General features: G+C 67.6%; 22 protein-coding genes. 5 read left to right on the top strand and 17 right to left on the bottom strand.

All coding sequences use genetic code 11. From position 1 onward, the window contains the following. The 9 genes from VG561_RS01170 to VG561_RS01130 all read right to left on the bottom strand — a co-directional run bounded on the left by VG561_RS01170 (window position 1) and on the right by VG561_RS01130 (window position 7,391). Window positions 1-1,137: a flagellar basal body P-ring protein FlgI gene (locus VG561_RS01170; protein WP_041863393.1), complete on the bottom strand. Its 1,137-nt coding sequence runs from the start codon at window positions 1,135-1,137 to the stop codon at window positions 1-3. Window positions 1,138-1,139: 2 nt separating this feature from the next. After that, window positions 1,140-1,832 (bottom strand): flagellar basal body L-ring protein FlgH, encoded by a 693-nt coding sequence (flgH, locus tag VG561_RS01165; RefSeq protein WP_140222814.1) that lies wholly within the window; start codon window positions 1,830-1,832, stop codon window positions 1,140-1,142. Window positions 1,833-1,854: 22 nt separating this feature from the next. Next, window positions 1,855-2,640, bottom strand: a complete 786-nt coding sequence (gene flgG / locus VG561_RS01160; protein WP_005409571.1) for a flagellar basal-body rod protein FlgG — start codon at window positions 2,638-2,640, stop codon at window positions 1,855-1,857. Window positions 2,641-2,743: 103 nt separating this feature from the next. Continuing rightward, complete coding sequence (locus VG561_RS01155) at window positions 2,744-3,493, bottom strand: flagellar basal body rod protein FlgF (protein ID WP_032961905.1); 750 nt, start codon at window positions 3,491-3,493, stop codon at window positions 2,744-2,746. Window positions 3,494-3,525: 32 nt separating this feature from the next. Continuing rightward, complete coding sequence (gene flgE, locus VG561_RS01150; protein WP_014647063.1) at window positions 3,526-4,749, bottom strand: flagellar hook protein FlgE; 1,224 nt, start codon at window positions 4,747-4,749, stop codon at window positions 3,526-3,528. A gap of 32 nt (window positions 4,750-4,781) precedes the next feature. Continuing rightward, a complete protein-coding gene (locus tag VG561_RS01145) occupies window positions 4,782-5,465 on the bottom strand; it encodes a flagellar hook capping FlgD N-terminal domain-containing protein (RefSeq protein ID WP_014647064.1) in 684 nt (227 codons plus the stop codon). Between the two features lie 23 nt (window positions 5,466-5,488). Continuing rightward, complete coding sequence (gene flgC / locus VG561_RS01140) at window positions 5,489-5,896, bottom strand: flagellar basal body rod protein FlgC (RefSeq protein WP_005416461.1); 408 nt, start codon at window positions 5,894-5,896, stop codon at window positions 5,489-5,491. A gap of 3 nt (window positions 5,897-5,899) precedes the next feature. Further along, window positions 5,900-6,295 (bottom strand): flagellar basal body rod protein FlgB, encoded by a 396-nt coding sequence (gene flgB, locus VG561_RS01135; protein ID WP_005409576.1) that lies wholly within the window; start codon window positions 6,293-6,295, stop codon window positions 5,900-5,902. Between the two features lie 151 nt (window positions 6,296-6,446). Continuing rightward, on the bottom strand, window positions 6,447-7,391 hold the full coding sequence (locus tag VG561_RS01130) for a chemotaxis protein (protein WP_049439361.1): 945 nt from the start codon (window positions 7,389-7,391) through the stop codon (window positions 6,447-6,449). 259 nt (window positions 7,392-7,650) lie between these two features. Here VG561_RS01130 and flgA point away from each other — a divergent pair, with 259 nt between their 5' ends. The 4 genes from flgA (at window position 7,651) to VG561_RS01110 (ending at window position 10,335) form a co-directional block, all read left to right on the top strand. Then, the gene (gene flgA / locus VG561_RS01125; protein ID WP_032961903.1) at window positions 7,651-8,307 is read left to right on the top strand and encodes a flagellar basal body P-ring formation chaperone FlgA; all 657 of its coding nucleotides are present in this window, start codon (window positions 7,651-7,653) and stop codon (window positions 8,305-8,307) included. A 75-nt stretch (window positions 8,308-8,382) separates the two neighbouring features. Beyond that, window positions 8,383-8,688 (top strand): flagellar biosynthesis anti-sigma factor FlgM, encoded by a 306-nt coding sequence (gene flgM, locus VG561_RS01120; RefSeq protein ID WP_014647067.1) that lies wholly within the window; start codon window positions 8,383-8,385, stop codon window positions 8,686-8,688. Then, window positions 8,685-9,023: a flagellar protein FlgN gene (locus tag VG561_RS01115; RefSeq protein ID WP_423179289.1), complete on the top strand. Its 339-nt coding sequence runs from the start codon at window positions 8,685-8,687 to the stop codon at window positions 9,021-9,023. The genes flgM and VG561_RS01115 overlap by 4 nt, the downstream gene beginning before the upstream one ends. A 91-nt stretch (window positions 9,024-9,114) precedes the next feature. Beyond that, the gene (locus VG561_RS01110; protein ID WP_169411007.1) at window positions 9,115-10,335 is read left to right on the top strand and encodes an ATP-binding protein; all 1,221 of its coding nucleotides are present in this window, start codon (window positions 9,115-9,117) and stop codon (window positions 10,333-10,335) included. A gap of 150 nt (window positions 10,336-10,485) precedes the next feature. Here the strand turns inward: VG561_RS01110 and VG561_RS01105 are convergent, their stop codons facing one another. Beyond that, on the bottom strand, window positions 10,486-12,258 hold the full coding sequence (locus tag VG561_RS01105; protein WP_014647070.1) for an EAL domain-containing protein: 1,773 nt from the start codon (window positions 12,256-12,258) through the stop codon (window positions 10,486-10,488). A 4-nt stretch (window positions 12,259-12,262) separates the two neighbouring features. Beyond that, on the bottom strand, window positions 12,263-14,365 hold the full coding sequence (locus VG561_RS01100) for a PAS domain-containing sensor histidine kinase (protein ID WP_032961901.1): 2,103 nt from the start codon (window positions 14,363-14,365) through the stop codon (window positions 12,263-12,265). Window positions 14,366-14,495: 130 nt separating this feature from the next. Here VG561_RS01100 and VG561_RS01095 point away from each other — a divergent pair, with 130 nt between their 5' ends. After that, on the top strand, window positions 14,496-17,255 hold the full coding sequence (locus VG561_RS01095) for a bifunctional diguanylate cyclase/phosphodiesterase (protein ID WP_134808847.1): 2,760 nt from the start codon (window positions 14,496-14,498) through the stop codon (window positions 17,253-17,255). Between the two features lie 124 nt (window positions 17,256-17,379). On the opposite strand, the gene VG561_RS01090 is transcribed toward VG561_RS01095, so the two are convergent. The 6 genes from VG561_RS01090 to VG561_RS01065 all read right to left on the bottom strand — a co-directional run bounded on the left by VG561_RS01090 (window position 17,380) and on the right by VG561_RS01065 (window position 21,888). After that, on the bottom strand, window positions 17,380-17,886 hold the full coding sequence (locus VG561_RS01090) for a hypothetical protein (RefSeq protein ID WP_032961898.1): 507 nt from the start codon (window positions 17,884-17,886) through the stop codon (window positions 17,380-17,382). Between the two features lie 67 nt (window positions 17,887-17,953). Next, window positions 17,954-18,169 (bottom strand): hypothetical protein, encoded by a 216-nt coding sequence (locus VG561_RS01085; RefSeq protein ID WP_014647074.1) that lies wholly within the window; start codon window positions 18,167-18,169, stop codon window positions 17,954-17,956. 98 nt (window positions 18,170-18,267) lie between these two features. After that, a complete protein-coding gene (locus VG561_RS01080) occupies window positions 18,268-19,458 on the bottom strand; it encodes a methyl-accepting chemotaxis protein (protein ID WP_014647075.1) in 1,191 nt (396 codons plus the stop codon). A 218-nt stretch (window positions 19,459-19,676) separates the two neighbouring features. Further along, a complete protein-coding gene (gene hflD / locus VG561_RS01075; protein WP_032961893.1) occupies window positions 19,677-20,291 on the bottom strand; it encodes a high frequency lysogenization protein HflD in 615 nt (204 codons plus the stop codon). Continuing rightward, the gene (gene mnmA / locus VG561_RS01070) at window positions 20,288-21,430 is read right to left on the bottom strand and encodes a tRNA 2-thiouridine(34) synthase MnmA (protein WP_049403980.1); all 1,143 of its coding nucleotides are present in this window, start codon (window positions 21,428-21,430) and stop codon (window positions 20,288-20,290) included. Before mnmA ends, hflD begins: the two co-directional genes overlap by 4 nt. After that, on the bottom strand, window positions 21,427-21,888 hold the full coding sequence (locus tag VG561_RS01065; protein WP_014647078.1) for an NUDIX hydrolase: 462 nt from the start codon (window positions 21,886-21,888) through the stop codon (window positions 21,427-21,429). The genes mnmA and VG561_RS01065 overlap by 4 nt, the downstream gene beginning before the upstream one ends. Window position 21,889: the final 1 nt, after the last annotated feature.

Genomic DNA, 21,889 nt, shown 5'->3' with positions numbered 1-21,889 from the left:
TCAGATCACCTCGAGCTCGGCACTCAATGCGCCGGCCTGCTTCAGGGCTTCCAGGATCGCGATCAGGTCGCCCGGCGCCGCGCCCACGGCGTTCACCGCGTGCACGATCTCGTCCAGGGTGGTGCCGCCGCTGAACTTGAACATGCGGCTGCCGTCGTTGGTGGCGGTGATGGTCGATTGTGGGCTGGCCACGGTACGGCCACCGGACAGGGCATTGGGTTGGCTGACGTTGGTGTTCTCCTGGATCGTCACCGTCAGCGAACCATGCGAGATCGCGGCAGGGCCGACCCGCACCTGCTGGCCGATGACCACGGTGCCGGTGCGGGAATTGACCACGACCTTGGCCGGGGCGCTGCCCGGGGTCAGCTCCAGGTTCTCGATGCGGGCCAGCAGGCCGATGCGTGCGCCCGGATCGGTCGGCGCAGTCACGGCCACGGTCACGCCGTCGACCGCACGCGCGGCGCCTTCGCCGAACGCGTTGTTGAGTGCGGCGACCATGCGCGAAACGGTGGTGAAATCGTTGTTGTGCAGGTTCAGCGTGATGTCGCCGCCATTGGCCAGCGGGTCGGGCAGGGCACGCTCGACCGTGGCGCCATTGGGAATGCGGCCCACGCTCGGTACGTTCACCGAAACCCGCGAACCATCCTTGCCCTGCGCACCAAAGCCGCCGACGATCAGGTTGCCCTGCGCGATCGCATAGATCTGGCCATCGGCGCCGCGCAGCGGGGCCATCAGCAGCGAGCCGCCGCGCAGCGAGACGGCGTTGCCGATCGACGACACGGTGATGTCGATCGGCTGGCCCGGCTTGGCGAACGGCGGCAGCTCGGCATGGATCGCGACGGCCGCAACATTCTTCAGCTGCGGATTGACGTTGGCCGGTACGTTCACGCCCAGCTCGCCGAGCAGGTTCTTCAGGCTCTGCACGGTGAAGGGCGCCTGGCTGGTGCGGTCGCCGCTGCCATCCAGGCCGACCACCAGGCCGTAGCCCACCAGGGCGTTACCACGCACGCCGCCGACCTGGGCCAGGTCCTTGATGCGCTCGGCGCTGGCCGGGGCTGCCACGACCAGCAGCATCAGCGCGACGAACGACGCCACGCGGCGCTGCCAGGAAGAAGAGGGGAGGAGTTTCATGGCCATACTCAGAACGGCGTCAGGCCGGAATTGAAGAAGCGGCTCAGCCAGCCCATCGCGTTGGACTGCGCGACCGGGCCGCGGCCGCCGTAGACGATGCGGGCTTCGGCCACGCGGCTGGAAGGAATGGTGTTGTCCTGGTTGATGTCGCCCGGGCGCACGATGCCCTGCACCTGCACCAGTTCATCACCCTGGTTCAGTCGCAGGTTCTTCTGCCCCTGTACCACCAGGTTGCCATTGGGCAGGCGCTGGATCACCGTGACGGTGACACTGCCCTGCAGGCGGTTGCTCTGCGCGCTGTTGCCCTTGCCGGTGAAGTCACGCGCGCCCTTGGCCGTCGCACTGAGGATGTCCTTGCCGCCCAGGGTGACCGGCGCACCGAGGATGGACGGCGTGCCCAGGCTCAGGTTGGATTCCTTGTTGGTGGCCGTGTTGGCGCTGGTCTGCGCGGTGGTGTTTTCCAGCAGGGTGATGGTCAGCAGGTCGCCGACATCGCGTGCGCGGCGGTCCGAGTACAGCTGCAGGGTCGGGCCGGCAGCGTAGATCGCACCGGCGGTCGGCGCGGCCTGCGGCGGCATGATCGGCTGGATCGGTGCCATCGCCGCGTAGGGGCGCACGTCGCCGGCGATCACGCAGCCACCGAGCAGGGCGACCACGGCGCAGGCGAGGGCAGTGCGGGTGAATCTGGAAATGGGCGACATGGCGGTTTCCCGGTTGGGCCGGTCAGAGCTTGTTGTTGAGATAGCCGAGCATCGAGTCGGTGGTGGAGATCGCCTTGGCGTTCATTTCGTAGGCGCGCTGGGTTTCGATCATCGACACCAGCTCTTCGACCACATTGACGTTGCTGCCTTCCAGCGCGCCCTGCACCACGGTGCCGAGGCCGTTGAGCCCGGGATTGCCGTTCTGTGCCGGACCGGAAGCGGTGGTTTCCAGGAACAGGTTCTCGCCGCGTGCCTGCAGGCCGGCCGGATTGACGAAGTCGGTCAGGGTCAGCGCACCCACTTCCACTGACGCCGCGCCGTCGGCCATCTTCACGCTGATGGTGCCGTCGGTACCGATGGTCACCGACTGTGCGCCCTCGGGAATCTGGATGCCCGGCTGCACCGGGTAGCCGCTGTTGGTGACCAGCTCGCTGTCCTGGTTGATCTTGAACGAGCCATCACGGGTGTAGGCCGAGCTGCCGTCGGGCATCTGCACTTCGAAGAAGCCGCGGCCGTTGACCATCACGTCCAGCGCACGGCCGGTCTGCTGCTGGCCACCCTGCTCGAAATTCTTGGCGGTGGCGACCACGCGTACGCCGGTACCCAGCTGCAGGCCGGTCGGCAGCTGGGTCTGCGCCGACGAAGAGCCGCCGGGCTGGCGCACCTGCTGGTACAGCAGGTCCTCGAAGCTGGCACGGTCCTGCTTGAAGCCGGTGGTGTTGGTGTTGGCGAGGTTGTTGGAAACCACCGACATGCGCATCTGCTGCGCATCCAGTCCGGTTTTCGCGATCCACAATGCCTGGTTCATCTTCGGTGTCCTGTCTGGGTAAAGCCGGCCGCGCGATGCGGCCCCTGGTAACGGGTGTGCAAGCGGTGTGCCAGCGCCGCGCCCGGGCGGCGCCGGAATTCCGTCAGCTGCCCAGGCGCAGCAGGCTGTTGGCACTGCGCGCGTTGTCGTCGCCGTGCTTGATCACCTGCACCTGCATTTCGTACTGGCGCTGCAGCTGGATCATCTGCACCAGTGCACCGGCGGCATCGACGTTGCTGCCTTCCAGCTGGCCGCTGTGCACGGCCGTGCCCTGTGCCGGTGCGAACGGCTGCAGTGGGTCGGTGTTGCGGAACAGGCCATCCAGGCCACGCTCGAGGCGCTCGTCCGGCGCCTGTACCACCTTGATCCGGCCGATCTGCGCCATGGTCTGCGGGCCTTCGCCCTGCGGGATGATCGAGAGCGTGCCGTCGGCACCGATTTCCATCGCCTGGTAGGGCGGAATGGCGATCGGGTTGTTGTTGTCATCCAGTACCGGACGGCCGCTGGAGGTCACCAGCTGGCCGTTCGGGGTGACCGACAATGCAGCGCCGCGCGTGTACGCCTCACTGCCGTCGCTGGACTGCACGGCCAGCCAGGTGCCGGTCTGCAGGGACAGATCCAGCGGCTTGCCGGTGATGTGCTGCGAGCCGGGCGTACGGTTGAAGCCGGCGTCGACGTGCAGCGCATCCACCCGCGAGGCAAAGCCCGGGCCCTTGATCGGGAACGCTTCGGTGTTGGCCAGCGCTTCCTTGAAGCCAGGGGTGTCCGAGTTGGCGAGGTTGTGGCTGAGCGTTCCCTGCGCCTGCAGGGAGGCGCGGGCACCGGTCATCGCCACGTAAAGAGCTTTATCCATGCGGGGAGTTCCGTGACAGGGTCAGCAGCTCATCAACGGATGTTGATGACGGTCTGGGTGATCTGGTCCTGCGTGGTGATCATCTGCGCGTTGGCCTGGAAGTTGCGCTGCGCGGTGATCATGTTGACCAGTTGCTCGGTGAGATCGACGGTGGATGCTTCCAGCGAGCCGGCCTGGATCTTGCCGAGGTTGGAGGTGTCCGGCATGCCGGTGCGCGGCGTGCCCGATTCGAAGGTCTCCACCCACAGGTTGTTGCCCTTCGATTCCAGGCCCTGCGTGTTGTTGAAGGTGGTCAGGGCGACCTGGCCCAGCGGCTTGTCGTCGCCGTTGGAATAGCGGGCGTAGACCACGCCGGATTCGGACACGGTCACTTCGTTGAGCTTGCCGGCGGCATAGCCGTCCTGCTGGGTATTGCGCAGGGCGAACTTCTCGCCGTACTGGGTGGAGCCGCTGATGTCCAGCGTCATGTTCAACTGGCCGGCACCGGTGGTCGGGGTGAAGGTGCCGAGGCTGACCTTGCCGTTGGCAGGTGCGACCAGCTTGCCGCTGTTGTCGAAGGTGACCGGGGTCGGTGCGCCGGCCGGCTGGCCATCGACGTAATTGCGCACGGTCCATTCGTTGGGGTTGGCGCCCTTGACGAAGTACGAGACCTGGATGTGGCTCACGCCCAGCGAGTCGTACACGGTGATGCCACCGCTGGAGTGGTTGTAGCTGTTCGAATCGGCCGGGTCGAAGGTCGCCACCGTCGGTTGCTTGGCGTTGGCCGGCAGGGTGAAGCCAACCTTCACTTCGCTGGTCTGCTTCGGCGGGCTGTCGGTGGTCAGCAGCTGCAGGTCGACCAGGCGGCCTGCATCGAAGTTGGTGCCATCGGCATTCGGCGCGAACACCTGCAGGCGCGCACCCTGCGGGTTGACCACGTAGCCGGCCGAGTCGGTCTGGAAGTTGCCGGCACGCGAGTACACGCGCGAACCATTCATGTTCATGGTGAAGAAGCCTTCACCGGAAATGGCCATGTCCAGGCTGCGCCCGGTCTGCTCGTTGTGGCCCTGGATGAACTGCTGGGCGACGTTGGAAACGCGCACGCCCGAGCCGGTCTGGTTCTTCGACAGGCCGTAGCTGGTCGAAGCGAACAGGTCGGCGAACTCCGCGCGTGACTGCTTGAAGCCGGTAGTGTTGACGTTGGCGACGTTGTTGGCGGTGACGCTCAGGTCGGTGTTGGCGGCGTTGATGCCGGACAGCGAGACATTGAAGCCCATGGGATGCTCCTGGTTGATGCGGAAGGTGCGGCTCAGCTGACGCGGAGCACGTAGTCGATCGGGGCCGTGCCCAGGCCCTTGAGGTTCAGGTACAGGCCGTCGGAACCAACGGTCACGCTCTCCACCGGCGCCTGTACGTAGGTGGACAGCTTGGTGCTCTTGCCGGCGGTGTCGACATGGTTGGCGACGATGGAGTACTTGCCCGGCTCCATGCGCTTGCCGTTGGCATCCTTGCCGTCCCACTGGAAGGCGGTTTCGCCGGCAGCCTTGGCTTCCACGCTCAGCGAGGTGACCTTGGCGCCGTTGGCGTCGGTGATGTCCACGGTGATGATGCCGGCCGACGGTGCAGCCACCGTGCCTTCGACATTGCCTTCCTTCTCCAGCACCAGCTTTTCCGACGGCACCAGCACCTGGTGGCCGACCAGCGCAGCGCCACGCAGCACCTGGTCGCTGGCCATCGACTCCTGGAAGCCCTTCACCGTCTTGTTCAGATCGGTGATGCCCTGCACGGTGGACATCTGCGCCATCTGCGCGACCATCTGCGTGTTGTCCATCGGCTTCAGCGGATCCTGGTGCTGCAGCTGCTCGGTCATCAGGCGCAGGAAGTCGGCCTGGTCCAGCGTGTTCTTCTTTTTCGTGGCGTTGCTGTTGGGGGCGTTCAGGCCCAGCGCGGAATAGACGTCCTGGCTGGTCTGGTTGTTGACGGCGGTGGTCATGGCGGTATCCGGTGCTGCGGGCCTCAGCGGCCCATGGTCAGGGTGGCCAGGGCCAGTTCCTTGGCGGTGGTCAACATCTCCACGCCGGCCTGGTAATTGCGCGAGGTCGAGATCAGGTTGACCATCTGCGCCACCGGATCGACATCGGGCTGGTAGATGTAGCCATCGGCGTCGGCCAGCGGGTGGCCTGGCTCGTAGCGCTTGATCGGCGCGGCCTCGCTCTGGGTGATCTCCTTCACCTTCACCGAGGTGATGTTGGGATCGTTCTTGCTGGTGACGGCCTGGAAGATCGGTTCCAGCGGCTTGTACACGGCGTCGGCGGAACCGGCGACGGTGTCGGCATTGGAGAGGTTGGAGGCGATGGTGCTCATGCGCACCGACTGCGCCTGCAGCGCGGAGCCGGCGATGTCGAAGATCGGCAGGTTGCTCATGGCTTATTGCCCCGTGATCGCGGTCAGCATGGAACGCACCTTGCTCTCGACGAAGCTGAGCGAGGCGCGGTATTCCAGTGCGGCGCGGCCATAGGCGGCACGCTCGGCATCGGGGTCGACGGTGTTGCCGTCCAGGCTGGGCTGCACGCCTTCGCGCGCGATCTGGAACGGGTTCAGGCCACTACTGATCTCGTAGTGCTGCTCATGGGTGGTGGCCATCAGGCCATTGGCATCCTGCCCCTGGGCGTGGCGCAGGGCGGCATCGAAGTCCAGGTCCTGGGCCTTGTAGCCGGGAGTGTCGGCATTGCCGAGGTTGCTGGCGATCAGCTTCATCCGCTGTTCGCGCAACGGCATGGCCTGGGCGTGGACGCCCAGGTAGTCGGTAATCAGGTTGCGCACGGTGCACTCCCACGGGAACGTTGCCCGGGAAGCTGCAAGGGGTGTGCCAAATGGAGAGGGGGTCAGATCCCCGCAGGGGCTCTGACCCCGTGGTTGACGCGTTGCGATGCGGGGTCGGAGCCCGTTCCGGGATCCGACCCCTCGGCGGGCCTTACGCCGCCAGCGCCACCTTGCGCAGGCGGTCCAGCACGAAGTCGGCCAGCTCGTGCGGCGAGTACTTGGCGACGAACGCATTGGCGCCGACGCGCTCGACCATGGCGTTGTTGAAGACGCCCGACAGCGAGGTGTGCAGCAGCACGTACAGGCCGGCCAGGCCCGGGTGGCGCCGGATTTCCGTCGTCAGCGTGTAGCCATCCATGGCCGGCATCTCGATGTCCGAGATGACCATGGCATAGCGCTCGGTCGGGTTTTCCCCCGAGGCGTGGACCTGCAGCAGGTGGTCCAGCGCCTGCTTGCCGTCGGAAAGCAGGGTGGCACCCACGCCCAGCTGGTCCAGCACGCTGCGGATCTGCTGGCGGGCCACGCGCGAGTCGTCCACCACCAGCACCTGCAGCTGCGGGCCGTCGGCGGGCATGGCCATTGCCGGGTCGAGTACCGCTTCTCCGCGCACCTGGGCGATATCGGCCAGCACGCTCTCAACGTCGATCACCTGGATCAGCTCGCCCTGGAAGCGGGTCACCGCGGTCAGGTAGCTCGACTCGGCGCCCAGCTCCGGTGGCGGGTGGATGTCTTCCACCGCGATGTTGACGATGCGTTCGACGCCACTGACCAGGAAGCCCTGGATCGAGCGGTTGAATTCGGTGACGACCAGGTAGCCGGGCGAGGTGTCCGCGTCCGGTTCGCGCTCGGGGTGGCCGATCGCCAGGCCCAGGTCCAGTACCGGCACCGAGCGGCCGCGCACGTCGGCCACGCCGGAGAACTGGCTGGGCAGGCCGGGCACCTGGAACAGCTCCGGGCGGCGCAGGACTTCCTGCACCTTGAAGACATTGACGCCAAAAAGCTGACGTCCGCCGAGGCGGAACAGCAGCAGCGCCAAGCGGTTGTGGCCGGCCAGTCGGGTCCGCTGGTCGATCCGGTTGAGCAGGTCATGGGACATGGCTGCTGTATCGGCGTGGTGGGGGCGGAACTTGAGGGCGCTCTGCCGCCCGCGCGGCCCGCACCGCGTTTGTAGAGTCGACTGTCAGTCGACTGCTCTTCGATCCGATCACGGGAAACCCCGCGCTTCGCGCGAAAGTCGACTGGCAGTCGACTCTACCCATCCGGTCGAATCCCCATCCCGGATCCGATCAACGGGACCCGGTCTCTGGCACACCCCTTGCACGCTGCTGGGCCAGATCCCATCGACAGGAGGCGCCATGCGCCGGGTCACATCGCTGTTCGCCATCGCGCTCGCCCTGGCCGCGCCGTGGGCGGGCGCCACGGACTGGCAGCCGGTGGCCAGCATCCGCACTGCGGCGCTGTCGACGCTGCCTGCCGGCAGTGAAGGCGAGGCGCAGGTGGCCGATGCGCTGCGCCTGCCGAAATGCGGCAGCGCGTTGCAGGTGCAGCCCACCGCCAACACTACGGTGGAGGTGAGCTGTCCCGATGCGGGCGGCTGGCGCCTGTTCGTGCCGGTGAAGGTGCGGCGCAACCAGACCGTGCTGGTGCTCAACCGCGGAATCGGCACTGGAGAAACCCTCACGGCCGCCGATATCACCACTGCCCAGCGTGACGCTGCCCGGATTGCCGGCGCGGTGCTGTCCGATCCCAATGCAGCGATCGGCCGCATCGCCCGCCGTCCGTTGCAGGCCGGAGCCCTGCTGTCGAACAACGATCTGGTGGTCCAGCGTCTCATCAAGCGAGGAGACAATGTAGCCCTGGTGTCGCGTCGCGGCTCGGTCGAGGTGCGCATTGCCGGCCGTGCGATGGGTGATGCCGGTGAGAACGAGCGGGTCTCGGTCGAGAACCTGTCCTCGCGGCGGATCGTGCAGGGCACGGTCGACGCCGCAGGTGACGTAATCGTGGCGCGTTGATTTACCGCAAAATATCCCTAAAGATCACGGCCCTGCGGCCGTTATCCCTTGTGAACGGCAACTCCAGGACACCCCATGAGCCAGAAAATCGACGGCAACCTGCAGGTCCCCCAGGCACTGCGCAGCGTGACGACCCCGGCCAGCAAGCCCGGCGTCAGCACCGATGCGGCGGCGCGCCCGGTCGAGGCGGCCGACAGCCTGCGCCTGACCGGCGAGGCCACCAATCTGCAGGCCATCGAGCGTGAGCTGACCACCGCCCCGGCGATCGACGCCCAGCGCGTGGCGGCCGTGCGCGAGTCACTGCAGAACGGCACCTACAAGATCAATCCGGACGCGATCGCATCGCGCATGCTCGATCTGGACCAGCAGCTGCACGGATGACTGCGGCGATGAGCGAGCCGCTGCAGCGCCTCGCCCTGGCCCTGGACGTTGAGCGCCAGGCCCTGGTCGAGCACGACGTGCACGCCCTGATCCGGGCCACCGGCGCCAAGCTGGAAGCGCTGCGTGCGCTGGAAGGCGCGCCGCCGGTGGGCGAGGGCGAACAGCTGCAGGAACTGGCCGAGCGCAACCGCGCCAACGGCGTGCTGCTGTCGCGCCGTCGCCGCGAGGTGAACTGGGCGCTGCGCCAGCTCGGCCGTACCGAAGATGCCTCGGCCTACGATGCCAAGGGCCAGTCGCACACGGTCAGCATCGGCCGGCCACTCGCCGTCGCCTGACGCGACGGCGGTCGCACACCCCCTCCCGGTGGGCTGAAGCCCGCTGCATGACCGCGTATATTGGGCGCCTGTTCGAACGCTCCGAGTCGCCGTGTCCGCTGCCAACGCCCTGGTTACCGCCCCCCTTCCGCCGCAGCCGGTGCTGCAGGCCCTGCTTGAGCGCCTGCGCGAAGGCCTGCTGCTGTTCACTGAAGACGGGCAGGTGGCCCTGGCCAACCCGGCCGCGCAGAACCTGCTGGCCAGTGGCTCGGACGGCGGATTGCCGCCGCCGCAGCGGCTGCGCGAGCTGCTCCCCCCTGATGCACTGGAGCAGGCCCGCCAGCATGGCCACTGGAATGGCAGCCTGCCGCTGGGCGAGGGCGTGGTCATCGCCCACCTGTACCACCATGGTCCGGTCGGCGAAGGGCATTTCCTTGCGTTGTTCCGCCACATCGAAGGGCAGGAAGACTACGAGCGCGAACTGCAGCAGCGCCACGCCGAGCTGCGCCAGGCCTACCTGCGCCTCAATGGCACCCAGGAAAAGCTGCTGCAGTCGGAGAAGATGGCCTCGATCGGCCAGCTCGCCGCCGGCGTCGCGCACGAGATCAACAACCCGATCGGTTACGTGCACTCCAACCTGGGCAGCCTGCAGGAGTACCTGCGCAGCCTGTTCACCGTGATCGAAGCCTACGAGCGCGCCCTGCGCGCGCCGGACCCGAAGGCACTGATCCCGGAAATCGATGACATCCGTGACCGCCTGGACATCGACTTCATCAGCCGCGACCTGCCGCAGCTGATGGCGGAATCGCGCGAAGGCATCGAGCGCGTTACCCGCATCGTGCGCGACCTGAAGGACTTCTCGTATTCCGGTCGCGACGAATCGTGGAAGCTGGTCGACCTGCACGCGGGCCTGGAATCGACCATCAACATCATCTGGAACGAACTCAAGTACAAGGTCACCCTGGTACGCGAATTCGGCCAGTTGCCGCTGGTGGAGTGCCTGCCGTCGGAGTTGAACCAGGTCTACATGAACCTGTTGCTCAACGCTGGCCATGCCATCGCCGAGCGCGGCACGATCATTGTGCGCACCGGCGTTGATGGCGATCACGTGTGGGTTGAATTCGAAGACACCGGCGGCGGCATCTCGCCGGAACTGCGCCAGCGCATTTTCGATCCGTTCTTCACCACCAAGCCGGTCGGCAGTGGCACCGGTCTGGGCCTGTCGATCTCCTACAGCATCATCAACAAGCATCACGGCCGCATCGACCTGGACAGCACCCCGGGCGTGGGCTCGCGCTTCCGCGTGGTGCTGCCGGTGAAGCAGCCGCGCTGACCGCTTCCGGAGTGGAACCGGACACCCAGAGCAGCCGGCCAGCGGCCGGCTCTACCGGGGCCTATCGATGGTAGTGCCGGCCGCTGGCCGGCAACCTCATTGAAGCCGGGCACCCAAGGCAGCCGGCCAGCGGCCGGCTCTACCCGATCGTCACCGCAGCGGCCGATCCTCGCCACCATCCCCGGTTTCCACCGGTGCCGGACCGGCATTGCTGCGGCGCTGTTCTTCGTACGTGCGGAACGCCTGGTGGATGTGCTTGCGCAGCTCGTCGTCGTTCCACGGCTTGGTCAGGAAGCGATAGATCGCGCCACGGTTGATCGCATCGGTCACCGTGTTCAGATCGGTGTAGCCCGACAGCACCAGGCGGATCGTATCCGGGTACAGCATCTTCACCCGCCCCAGGAACTCGGTGCCGCTCATGTCGCTCATGCGCTGGTCGGACAGGATCACCTGCACGTCGTTGATCGCCAGCAGATCAAAGGCGTCACGCACGTTGCCAGCGGCCAGGATGCGGTAGCCGTCGCGGCGGAACAGGCGCACCAGCGAGCGCAGCACGTTCTCCTCGTCATCCAGCAGCAGCAACGTGCGGTCCGGGCGCGTTTCGGCGAAGGCTTCCGGGCGCAGGTAGCGCCGGCGCAGGGTCATGCCGGCGGCATCGGCCGACATCGGCTCGCCGAACAGGTAGCCCTGGAACACATCGCAGTCGTTGCGGCGCAGGAAGCCCAGTTGGGCCTGCGATTCCACGCCGTTGGCAATCACGGTCATGCCCAGCTGGTGGCCCATGGCAATGATCGCGCGGGCAATGGCTGCTTCGCGATTGCCAGCCGGTGCGCTCTTGATGAAGCTGCGGTCGATCTTCAGCTTGTCCACCGGGTAGCGCACCAGCGCGCTGAGGCTGGAATCGCCGGTGCCGAAGTTGTCCAGGCTCAGGCTGATGCCTTCGTTGCGCAGGTTGGCCAGCGTTTCATGGACGAAATTGACGTTGTTGGTCAGCGCGCTCTCGTTGATCTCCAGCGTCAGCATGTGCGCCGGCACGCCCGCGGCCTGCAGCAGGGACATCACCTCGGCGAAGAAGTTCGGCCGCAGCAGCTGCAGGGTGGACACGTTCACCGCGATGGTGAAGTCATCAAAGCCCTGGTCGCGCCACAACCGCGCCTGCTTCAATGCGCCTTCCAGCACCCAGGTGCCGATCTGCACGATGATGCCCAGGCGCTCGGCGGTGCGCATGAAGCGCTCCGGCACCAGCATGCCCAGGGTCGGCGACTGCCAGCGCAGCAGCGCTTCCATGCCGACCACGTGGCCGTCGCGGGCGCTCACCAGCGGCTGGTAACGCAGCTTCAGCTCGCCATTGGGAATGGCATCGACGATCTGGCGCGCGATGATGCTCTCGCTGTGCGCGCTCGGCGGGGTATCCACGGCATGGATGCGCACGGCATTGCCGCCTTCGCGGGCGGCCTGGTACAGCGCATCTTCGGCATGGTCGAGCAGGCGCGAGGCGCTGCTGGCATGTTCCGGGCACAGGCTCACGCCCAGCTTGCCGGTCATGAACAGCGTGTATGGAAGCACCGACAGCGGCAGTTCCATCTGCTGGCGGATCTCTTCAGCGAAGTCCTCCGGCAGCGGCAGGTCCGCGGTGCGGGGCACCGCGATCAGGAACTCGTCGCTGCCATGCCGCCACAGCTTGCCACGCCCGCGCAGGTAGGACTGCAGGCGCTGCGCCACCAGTACCAGCGCCTGATCGCCCACTTCGGCACTCATGTTCTCGTTGACCGATGCGAAGTGGTCGATGTCCACGTGCATCAGCATCAGCGCAATGCCGCCGGAGGCCGCCTCGGCAACCATCGCCTGCAGCTCGGGGTTGCCGGCGCCAAGGCGGTCGGGGGCATCATCGATGCTGACCGGGGGCAGGTTGGGATTCCACATAGGCTCAGTATTCCGGTGAATCGACGGCGGCCATGCTGGTCGCCTGGTAGGGGAGGTGGACGTCGATCAGGGTGCCCTCGCCATGCGCGGATTCGATCCGCACGTGGCCACCGACGCTCTGCGCGCGCTCGCGCATCACGATCAGGCCGAGGCCGCGCGGGCCGTCCGGATCGAAGCCTTCACCATCATCGCGGATCTGCAGGTGCAGGCCACGCTGGCTGACGTCGCGCAGCTGCAGCAGGACCTGGCTGGCGCGCGCATGGCGCAGCGCATTGGTCAGGCTTTCCTGTGCGATGCGGAAGCAGGCCTGTTCGATGCTGTTGTCGGGGCGGTGCGGCAGCGGCTCGATCTCGGCCAGCAGCTCCACCGGCGAAGAGCGGAACAGCACCCGCGCCTGCCAGCTCAGCGCCGCCTCCAGGCCCAGTGCATCCAGCTGCGGCGGGCGCAGCAGGGTGGAGATGTCGCGCAGCTTGGCCACGGTGGTGTCGGCCAGGCTGACGATCTGCGCCAGGTCCTCGCCACGACGCTTCGGATCGTCCTCATCCTGCGCCGCATGCGCCGACAGCTTGATCGCGGTAATGGCCTGGCCGATGTCATCGTGCAGGTCGCGCGAGATCGCGCGACGCTCGTCCTCCTGCAGCGAGAACAGCCGCCCGGCCATCGCCTGCAGCTCGCGATTGCTGGTTTCCAGCGCCCTGCGGGTGCGTTCGGAATCGCTCAGGTCGCGTACGATCAGCAGCTTGCAGTCACGACCGCCGTAGCGCACTTCGCCCACCGCCAGGCCGGCATGGAAGCTGCGGCCGTCCGCACGCTGCATGGCCACCACGCTGCTGTGGCCCGGCCCCAGGTGTGGCTGGCCGGCGCGCAGCTGGCTGCGCACCCGTGGCAGGTCGGCGGCAGCGACCAGTGCCGACAGCGGCTCGCCCAGCAGGGTGTGGCTGCCGTAGCCGAACAGGCCGGCGGCCCAGGCGTTGGCGTACAGCACGTGCTCGTCGGAGAGGATCACCACGCCGTCGGGCAGTACCCGCACCAGCTCGCGGAACTGTTCCTCGCGCTCGCGCAGCAGGCGCCGCGACTGCTCGCGCTCGGTCACGTCCTGCAGCGTGCCCAGCACGCGGCTGCGGCCGGCTTCGTCGATACCGCTGGCCGCCCGCAGGTGCACCATCAATGCACGGCCGTCCATCGACAGCAGCGGCAGCAGCACGTCCACCTGTACCGGCTCGCCGGAGCACAGTTCGGCCAGCAGCTGTTCGGTCTGGGTGGCGGTGGCCGGGTCGGCCGGCACCAGCAGCTCATCGAAGCGGTGCCAGCGCCGGGCCTCGGGCGGGCGGCGGCCGAGCAGGCGATAGACCTGGTTGGAATAGCGGCCCAGCCCGGTGGACGGGTCCAGTTCCCAGGCGCCGATGCGGGCCAGCTCATGGGCTTCCTCCACCCGGGCCAATGCCTGGTCGCGGCGCAGCTGGGCCAGATCCTCGGCGGTGCGGTCGATGGCGATCAGCAGGCGGGCGTTGTGGCCGTCGTAGCTGATGGCGTTGGAGCGCAGCTCCATCTGCCGCAGCGCGCCATCGCGCAGCTGCAGCTGAGCGCGCAGGATGCACAGCTCCTCGGGCGCCTCGCGGATCGCCTCCAGCTTGGTCTGCAGGGCCTGGTCCTGGCCCGGCGGCCACAAGGCGTCGATGGTCTGTTCCAGCAGCTCGTCGCGGTCCCAGCCGAAGGCGCTGCAGGCGGCGGGGTTGGCATCGAGGATCGCCAGCGTGTCCAGGTCGTAGACGAGGATCGGCCCGGGGTTGCCCTCGAACATCTGCCGCAGGCGCAGCTCGGAGGCCTGCTGGCGCGCATGGGTATGCAGCACGTGTTCGGCCAGCGGGCGCAGCAGCAGATAGAGCAGGCCCGCGCTGGCCAGCGCGAAGAACGAGCCCTTCAGGCCCTGCCACAGGGCCGCCTGCTGCGGATCGGGCACCAGCGCCTGCACCACGCTGTCGGTGGAGATCATCCAGGCCAGCGCCATCACCAGGTAGCTCAGCACCACCCGGCGCCGGTCACGGCTCAGCGCCTGCGCCATCCGCGGGTCGGGAACTGGGGCGTTGCCGGTCGGTTCTGCGGGCATGGACGGGGCGGGTGACAGGGGCGCCGGTCATCTTACCCCGCAGCGTGCCGTGACCACTCAATTATCCGCCGCAGGCGCCGTTAACCACTGCGTGCCCCGCTGACGGGCGTGTCATCCGGAGCAAGATCGCGTGGACCAAGGGATCATCGCCAGCCTGCTGCAGCACCCGCTTGCGTCGGCGCTGGTCATCGTCGACCGTGCCGGGCGCCCGCTGGCGGCCAATCCGGCCGCGCGCGAGCATGGCCTGCCGGCCACCGTGGCGGCCTATGCGCCGATGCTGGAAGATCTGCGCCTGATGGCCGCCGATGGTGGCATCGTCGCCTGCACGCTGCCGGGCGGCCCGCGGGGGCACTACGACGGGCACCTGCGTGCGGTGCACGACGGTGCCGGCAACCTGCTGGCGTTCACCCTGAGCATTCCCGAGCCGGTGCCGGTCGATGCGGGCGGGCGCTGGGAGCTGGCACTGGACAGCGCCGGCCACAGCCTGTGGGACTGGGACATCCCCAGTGACCGGGTGGCGCGCACGCCGGCGCTGGGCGACGAGACCGCCACTGAATTGCTGTCTCGCGTGCACGGCGAGGACATCGCCCAGGTGCGCGCCGCGCTCGACGAGCACCTGCGCGGGCACAGCGAGCAGTACAGCGCACAGTTCCGTTTCCGCCAGGCCGATGGCCAGTGGCGTTGGGTGCTCGATCGCGGCCGCGTGGTCGCTCGCACCGCCGATGGCCAGCCCCTGCGCATGGTCGGCACGCATACCGATATCGAGCAGCAGAAGCAGCTCGAATCGCTGCTGCAGGAACAGCAGCTGCACCTGAGCGAGGCCCAGCGCATCGCCAGCATGGGCAGCTGGTCGTTTGATCCCAACAGCGGGCATTTCTGGTGGTCGCCGGAACTGCGTTCGCTTCTGGCACTGGAGCAGGGCGCCGTTCCGGGCCAGCGGCGCTGGCTGAAGCAGCTGCATCCACGCTCCCGCGGCGCGCTGCGCGCGGCATGGCGGCGGTTGTGGCGCGATGGCCGCGCTGCCAACCTCGAGCTGGAGCTGACCCGCGGCCATGAGCCTTCGCAGCACCTGCGGCTATGGATGCAGCCGCTGCTGGACATGGACGGGCAACCCAAGCGCCTGCTCGGCCAGGTACAGAACATCACCGAACAGCACCAGACCGATGCGTTGATCCGCTGGCGCACCGAACTGCTGAACCGGGTCTCCGCGCTGGGCCGCATCGGCGGCTGCGAGATCGAAGTGCAGACCCGCAGCATGCAATGGACCGAGGAGTGCTACCGCATCCATGGCCTGCGCAAGGAACCGATCACCCTCGACCAGGCGCTGGCGCTGTACACGGAGGACTCGCGCAACGCGTTCGAGGCGGCGCTCGCCCGTATCGCCAACGGCGGCCTGCCCGAGCAGCTGGACCTGTGCTTCTACCGCCAGTCCGGCCTGCGCGTCTGGGTGCAGGTGCTGATCGAACTGGACCGCCGTGACGGCCTGCCGCCGCGGTTCGTTGTCCTGTTCCGTGACATCACCCGCGAGCGCGAAGCCAACGAGCGCATCGAACTGCTGGCCCACTACGACCTGCTGACCGGCCTGCCCAATCGCGTACTGCTCGGCGAACAGACCGCCGAAGCCATCGAGGAAGCACGCGACCGCGGTACCTCGCTGGCCATGCTGTTCATCGACCTGGACGGCTTCAAGACCATCAACGACAGCTTCGGCCACGCCACCGGCGATGCGCTGCTGAAGGCCGCAGCCACCCGCCTGCACCAGAACCTGCGCAACAACGACCTGTTCGGCCGCTTCAGCGGCGATGAGTTCATCGTGGTGCTGCGCGACCTGGCCGAGCCGGAAGATGCCGGTCATGTCGCCCGCAAGCTGATTGCCTCGCTGGCTGAGCCGCTGCGCCGTGGCGAGACCACGTTGAAAGTCGGCGCCAGCGTCGGCATCGCGATGCTGGGCGATGCGCAGACCGATTTCGACTCACTGCTGCGCGCGGCCGACGCCGCGATGTATGCGGCCAAGGAAGCCGGGCGCAACACCTACCAGTACTACAGCCAGGACGCCCTGGCCCGCATCCAGCGCCGGCTGGACGTCGAGCATGCCCTGCATGGGGCGATCGAGCGCGACGAGTTCAGCCTGGCCTACCAGCCGCTGCTGCACGCCCACCACGGCGAGCCACCGGCGATCGAGGCACTGTTGCGCTGGCACCGCCCCGGCATCGGCTACTGCAGCCCGGCCGAGTTCATTCCCATTGCCGAAAAGTGCGGCGAGATCGTGCGCATCGGCGACTGGGTGCTGAACGAGGCCTGCCGCCAGGCGACCGCCTGGGACCGTGCCGGACTGCACTTTGATCGCATCGCGGTCAACGTGTCGGCGGTGCAGCTGCGTGATCGCGGCTTCGCCGAGCGCGTGATCGAGATCTGCCATGCCCATGGCTGGCCGCCGCAACGGCTGGAACTGGAGCTGACCGAGTCGGCGCTGATCCGTGATACCGACATCCTGCGCCATTGCTTCGACGTGCTGGAACGGCATGGCGTGCCGCTGGCGGTGGATGACTTCGGCACCGGCTTCTCCAACCTCAATTACCTCAATCGCTTCCCGGTGGGGCGCCTGAAGATCGACCGCAGTTTCGTGCAGGGCATGCTGCATGATTCGGGCACGGCCGAAGTCACCCAGGCCATCGTCCACCTGGGCCACGCGCTGGGCATGAAGGTGGTGGCCGAAGGCGTGGAAACCCACCAGGAAGAAGACATGCTGCGCCGCCAGGGCTGCGACGAGATCCAGGGCTACCTGTACTCGCGCCCGCTCAGCCCGCGTGATCTGGCGCAGTGGCTGCGCCAGCAGCGCCCGGCGCCAATGCGCACCGACGCCAGCGGCGAAGCGGTGCTGGTGCGCTGAGGGTCTGCGCTGGCGGATGCCGGCGCGGTGTGGCCTGACTCTGGTGCGCCCAGCTCTGGTGGGTGCCGACCGTTGGCCGGCACGGATGCCCTGGCGCTCGCGATCATCCACGCATGGCGTGGAACTACCTGGGAAACTCCGCCTTCAACTGCATGCGCAGGGCCTCGACGATGGCCGCATAGCGCCGCTTCTGGACCAGGTAGCTGGCCAGGAACAGCGGCAGCACCAGCAGCATCGGTGCCACCATCGGGCGCATCGCCACCAGTGGCAACAGCAGCAGTGACAGGATTGCCACGAACCAGCTGCACAGGCCGATCACCCGCACCTCGTGCCGTCGCGCGTTGAGAACGATGCGTCCACGCATCACCGGGAAGTAGCGCAGGCCGAAGCTCGGTGCGAAGCTCTCGCGGAACGCCATGCTGCCATCGGGCAGCGCATGGAAGGCCAGTTGCAGCCATCTGTCCTGCGGCAGGTCACGTTCCAGGCTGCCCAGCGAAAGCCGGGCCTGCATGGCCGGTGACGCCGCGATGCGTTCGTTGAACAGGGTGATGCCCCAGCTGAAATAGCCGGCCACCCAGGCCATCAGAAGGACGGCTTCGATCAGGAGCACTGCGATCAGGGCGATGGCCATCGGTCTTCCATGAACGGGACCGGTGGATCATGCCATGCGGGACGGCCCATCCACGCAGGACGTGGATCTACTTCAGGGCTTCGCCATCCAGGCCCAGGTCCCATGCCAGGCCCAGCAGTTCATCGTCGGCTCGGGAGGGGGTGGGGCGCGCATCGGCCAGCTGCTGCAGTTCGAGCAGTTCCTCGCGGGCCACGTCTTCCAGCCGCTGCAGCTGCTCACGCACGCTCGCATTGCGCGGGCGCTCGGTGTCGGTGAGGGCGGGCAGGGCGCGGATCAGGGTCATGGTGCGCGTACAGGATGCATCCAATGGCAGGTTACAGGCAAAGGCCCCGGACGAACCGGGGCCTTGCGGGCTGCCGGCGAGGGCAGCGGACATCAGGATCAGAACAGCTCGACGGTGCCGGCGCCCATGCTCTGCTGGGCGACGGGCTTGTGCGGCGGGCGTTCCCATTCGCTGCGCAGCTCGCGCAGGCGATTGCCGGTGCGCTGCAGGGCGCTGGCGATCTCTTCGTCGAACACGCCGCCATTGCGGTGCAGCAGCTCCTGCAGGGCCACCGCTTCGCGGTTGATCGCGGTCAGGCGGTCCAGGTGGGTGTGCACGCCGCCCAGGGCCTGGGTGGCGATGTCTTCGAACTGCAGGGCGCGCACGGCTTCGGCCACGCTGCCATCGATCGCACGGGCGCACTCGGACACTTCGCGCATGCCGTCGCCGAGCGAGGCATTGATCTGCGCGACATTGTCGAGCATCGCCGCCGCTTCCTGGCGCGCTTCGCGGGAGCGGTCCATGTCACGTGAGGCCATGTGCGAGACCGTCTCGCGCACCTTGGCAATGGCGTCCTTGGAGCTGTGCGCCAGCTTGCGGATCTGCTCGTTGAAGGTGGTCGAGCGCTCGGACAGGTTGCGCACTTCGTCGGCGACCACGGCGAAGCCACGACCGGCTTCACCGGCACGCGCCGCTTCGATGGCCGCGTTCAGCGCCAGCAGGTTGGTCTGGTCGGCGATCGACTTGACGTCTTCCAGCAGCGCGAAGATGCCATCCAGGTGCTGCGCCATCTGGTCGATGTGCTGCACGGTGGTGCTGCTCTGGCCGCTCACCTGCTCCAGTGCTTCCACCAGCTGTTCCATGCGGTGGCTGGCGTGCTGGGCGAAACGGGCGACGTCGAGGCCGGCATTGCCTTCATCACCGGCGCGGTCGACGATGCGCGACAGGGCCTGGCTCTGCTGGCGCGACTTGCGGTTCATGGCATCGAAGCTGCCGCCCAGGCTGGAGACGGCCTGGCGGATCAGGTCACGGGCGCGTTCCACTTCGCCACGCGAACCGTCGATCTCGTTGCCAACGAAGTTGCGCAGCTCGGTCAGCAGCTGGTCCTGTTCGCGCAGGACACGGGCGTGCTCGGGGGAACGATGTGCCTGGGCGCGGGTGGTCCACCACGCAAAGCCGAGCCAGCTCAGCGTCATCGTGGTCAGGATCGCCCAGCGCAGGGCGGCCGGCCATTCGAAACCGATGGCGAAGGGGAGCAGCAGGGTCAGAGCCAGGGGGGCGGCCAGACGGATGAAAATGCGTGAGTACATGGACGTTCTCGGGAGGTGCACGGAGGATGTATCGGCCGTACCCCCTTTCTCTTTAACGTCGATGTGCCTCGAAGTGCATTCTGAATGCGCCGGTTTTCCGGCGCCTTGGCGGCCTCGGGGTCAGAGCCCTTTCCGTGCCGGAAAGGGACCCGACCCCTTGGGCAGGCGCAACGGGGTCGGATCCCTTTTCCATGGAAAAGGGCTCTGACCCCGCACCCTCAGGCCAGCAGGCGGTCCACGGCCTCGATCATCGCCTTGCGGCTGAACAGGAAGTCCCAGTAGCTGCCGCCCAGCTGGCGCCACAACACCGCCGAACGCACCGCGGCCAGCAGCAGGGCACGGATCTCCGCCACCACGCCGGCCTGGCCCAGGTAGTGTGGGTTGCCCTGCACCATCACCCGCGGTTTCAGGTGGCTGATGGTGTCGGCATACAGGCCGCCGAGGTTGGCCAGTACGTCCGGGTGGCCACTGTCGCCCAGTTCGGTGGCCTGGCGCTGGGCGCGCTCGATGCCCGAGGCGACCTTGTTCACGGTCGCCCCATCCTGCACGAAGCGGCGCTCCAGCTGCAGCACCGACAGGGCCAGCTTGGGCAGGATCGGGTCCTGGCCCTGGCTGCGGAAGTAGTTGTGCAGCAGGCGCAGGCCGGACTTCAGTGCATGACGGTCACCGAACACCGCCTGCGGCGAGGACGCATCGACGCGGAACACGCTGTCCACGGCGGTGCGCACGGCGGCGGCGTCGGAATGGCCGGTATCGGCGATGCGGCGCACCTGCTGCAGGGCCTGGGCAATGCCGGCCAGGGCCAGGACGCGGTCGTCGACAGTGAAACTCATGCAGCGATTACCTCAAAAGGGGAGGGGGTGGTGCGCAGGCGTTGTTCCAGCGGCGCATCGGTGGCGGCGATCACCGCGCCGCCCAGGCACACATCACCGTCATACAGCACCAGCGATTGACCGGGGGTAACGGCACGCTGCGGGCGCGCAAAGGTGACCAGCACGCTGCCATCGTCCAGCACCTGGACCGTACACGGCTCGTCGGGCTGGCGGTAGCGGGTCTGGGCGGTGCATTCGAAGCGCCGTGCCGGCGGTGAGCCGGCGATCCAGTGCGCGGTTTCCGAACGCAGGCGGTCGGACAGCATCCACTTGCTGTCGCGGTCCTGGTCCACGTACAGCACGTTGCTGGCCACATCCTTGCCAACCACGTACCACGGCGCGGCCGGGCGGCCACGCACGCCGCCGATGTTCAGACCCTCGCGCTGGCCCAGGGTGAAATAGAACACGCCCGGGTGTTCGGCAATCACGCTGCCGTCGGCCGGGTCGAGGATCTGGCCGGGCTTGGCCGGCAGGTAGCGGCCGAGGAATTCGCGGAAGTCGCGCTCGCCGATGAAACAGATGCCGGTGGAGTCCTTCTTGGCGTGGGTCGGCAGGCCGACGTCGCGCGCGATCCGGCGCAGGTCGCTCTTTTCCAGGTCGCCGATCGGGAACAGGGTGGCTGCCAGCTGTTCCTGGCCCAGTTGATGCAGGAAGTAGCTCTGGTCCTTGGATCGATCGGCGCCGCGCAGCAGCAGCCACTGGTGGCCGCGCTGGGTCACCCGTGCGTAATGGCCGGTGGCGATGCGCTCGGCGCCCAGCTCGCGGGCGGCGTCCAGGAAATGCTTGAACTTCACTTCACGGTTGCACAGCACGTCCGGGTTCGGGGTGCGGCCGGCCGCGTACTCGGCCAGGAAGTGCTCGAACACGCCCTGCCAGTACTCGCTGGAGAAGTCCCGGAAGTGGAACGGGATGCCCAGCAGGCCGCACACGGCCACCGCGTCGCGACGGTCATCCTCGGCACGGCAATCACCGCTGCCATCGTCGGCCCAGTTCTGCATGAACAGGCCGGCCACGGCCTCGCCCTGCTGTACCAGGCGCCAGGCGGCGACCGAGGAATCGACGCCGCCGGAGACGCCCACCATCACACGCGGAGTGCTCATGCGACCTCCCGGACCAGCGAAAGCGGGTGGCGCTGGCCACCCAGGTAATCCGCCACCACCTGCCACACCAGCGGGCTGCGCTGGCGCTCGCCGGCGGCCTGCAGCTCGGCCGGGGTCAGCCACAGCGCGCGGTCGATGCCGGTGTCCAGCGGCTGCGCCGGGTCGTGCGAAACCGGGCGCGCCGCGTAGCAGAAGCGCAGGAAGGCCGTGCCGTCGCCGGCAGTCCACTGGTAGCAGCCAATGAAGTGGGTCAGCTGCACCGTCCAGCCGGTTTCCTCGCGGGTCTCGCGCAGGGCGGCCTCGGCCAGGCTTTCGCCTGGCTCGAGGTGGCCGGCCGGCTGGTTCAGCACCTGGCGGCCGTCAATGGTCTCCTCGACCAGCAGCACGCGGCCGCCGTCGATCACCACGGTGGCAACGGTGGCGTGCGGTGCCCAGCGCGGGTCCGGCGTGGCGTTCAAC

The sequence above is a fragment of the Stenotrophomonas sp. CASM110 genome, from assembly GCF_049384345.1.
Taxonomy (GTDB): Bacteria; Pseudomonadota; Gammaproteobacteria; order Xanthomonadales; family Xanthomonadaceae; genus Stenotrophomonas; species Stenotrophomonas muris.
Note: the sequence above shows the minus strand (reverse complement) of the source record. Positions and strands in the feature narration are given on the sequence as shown.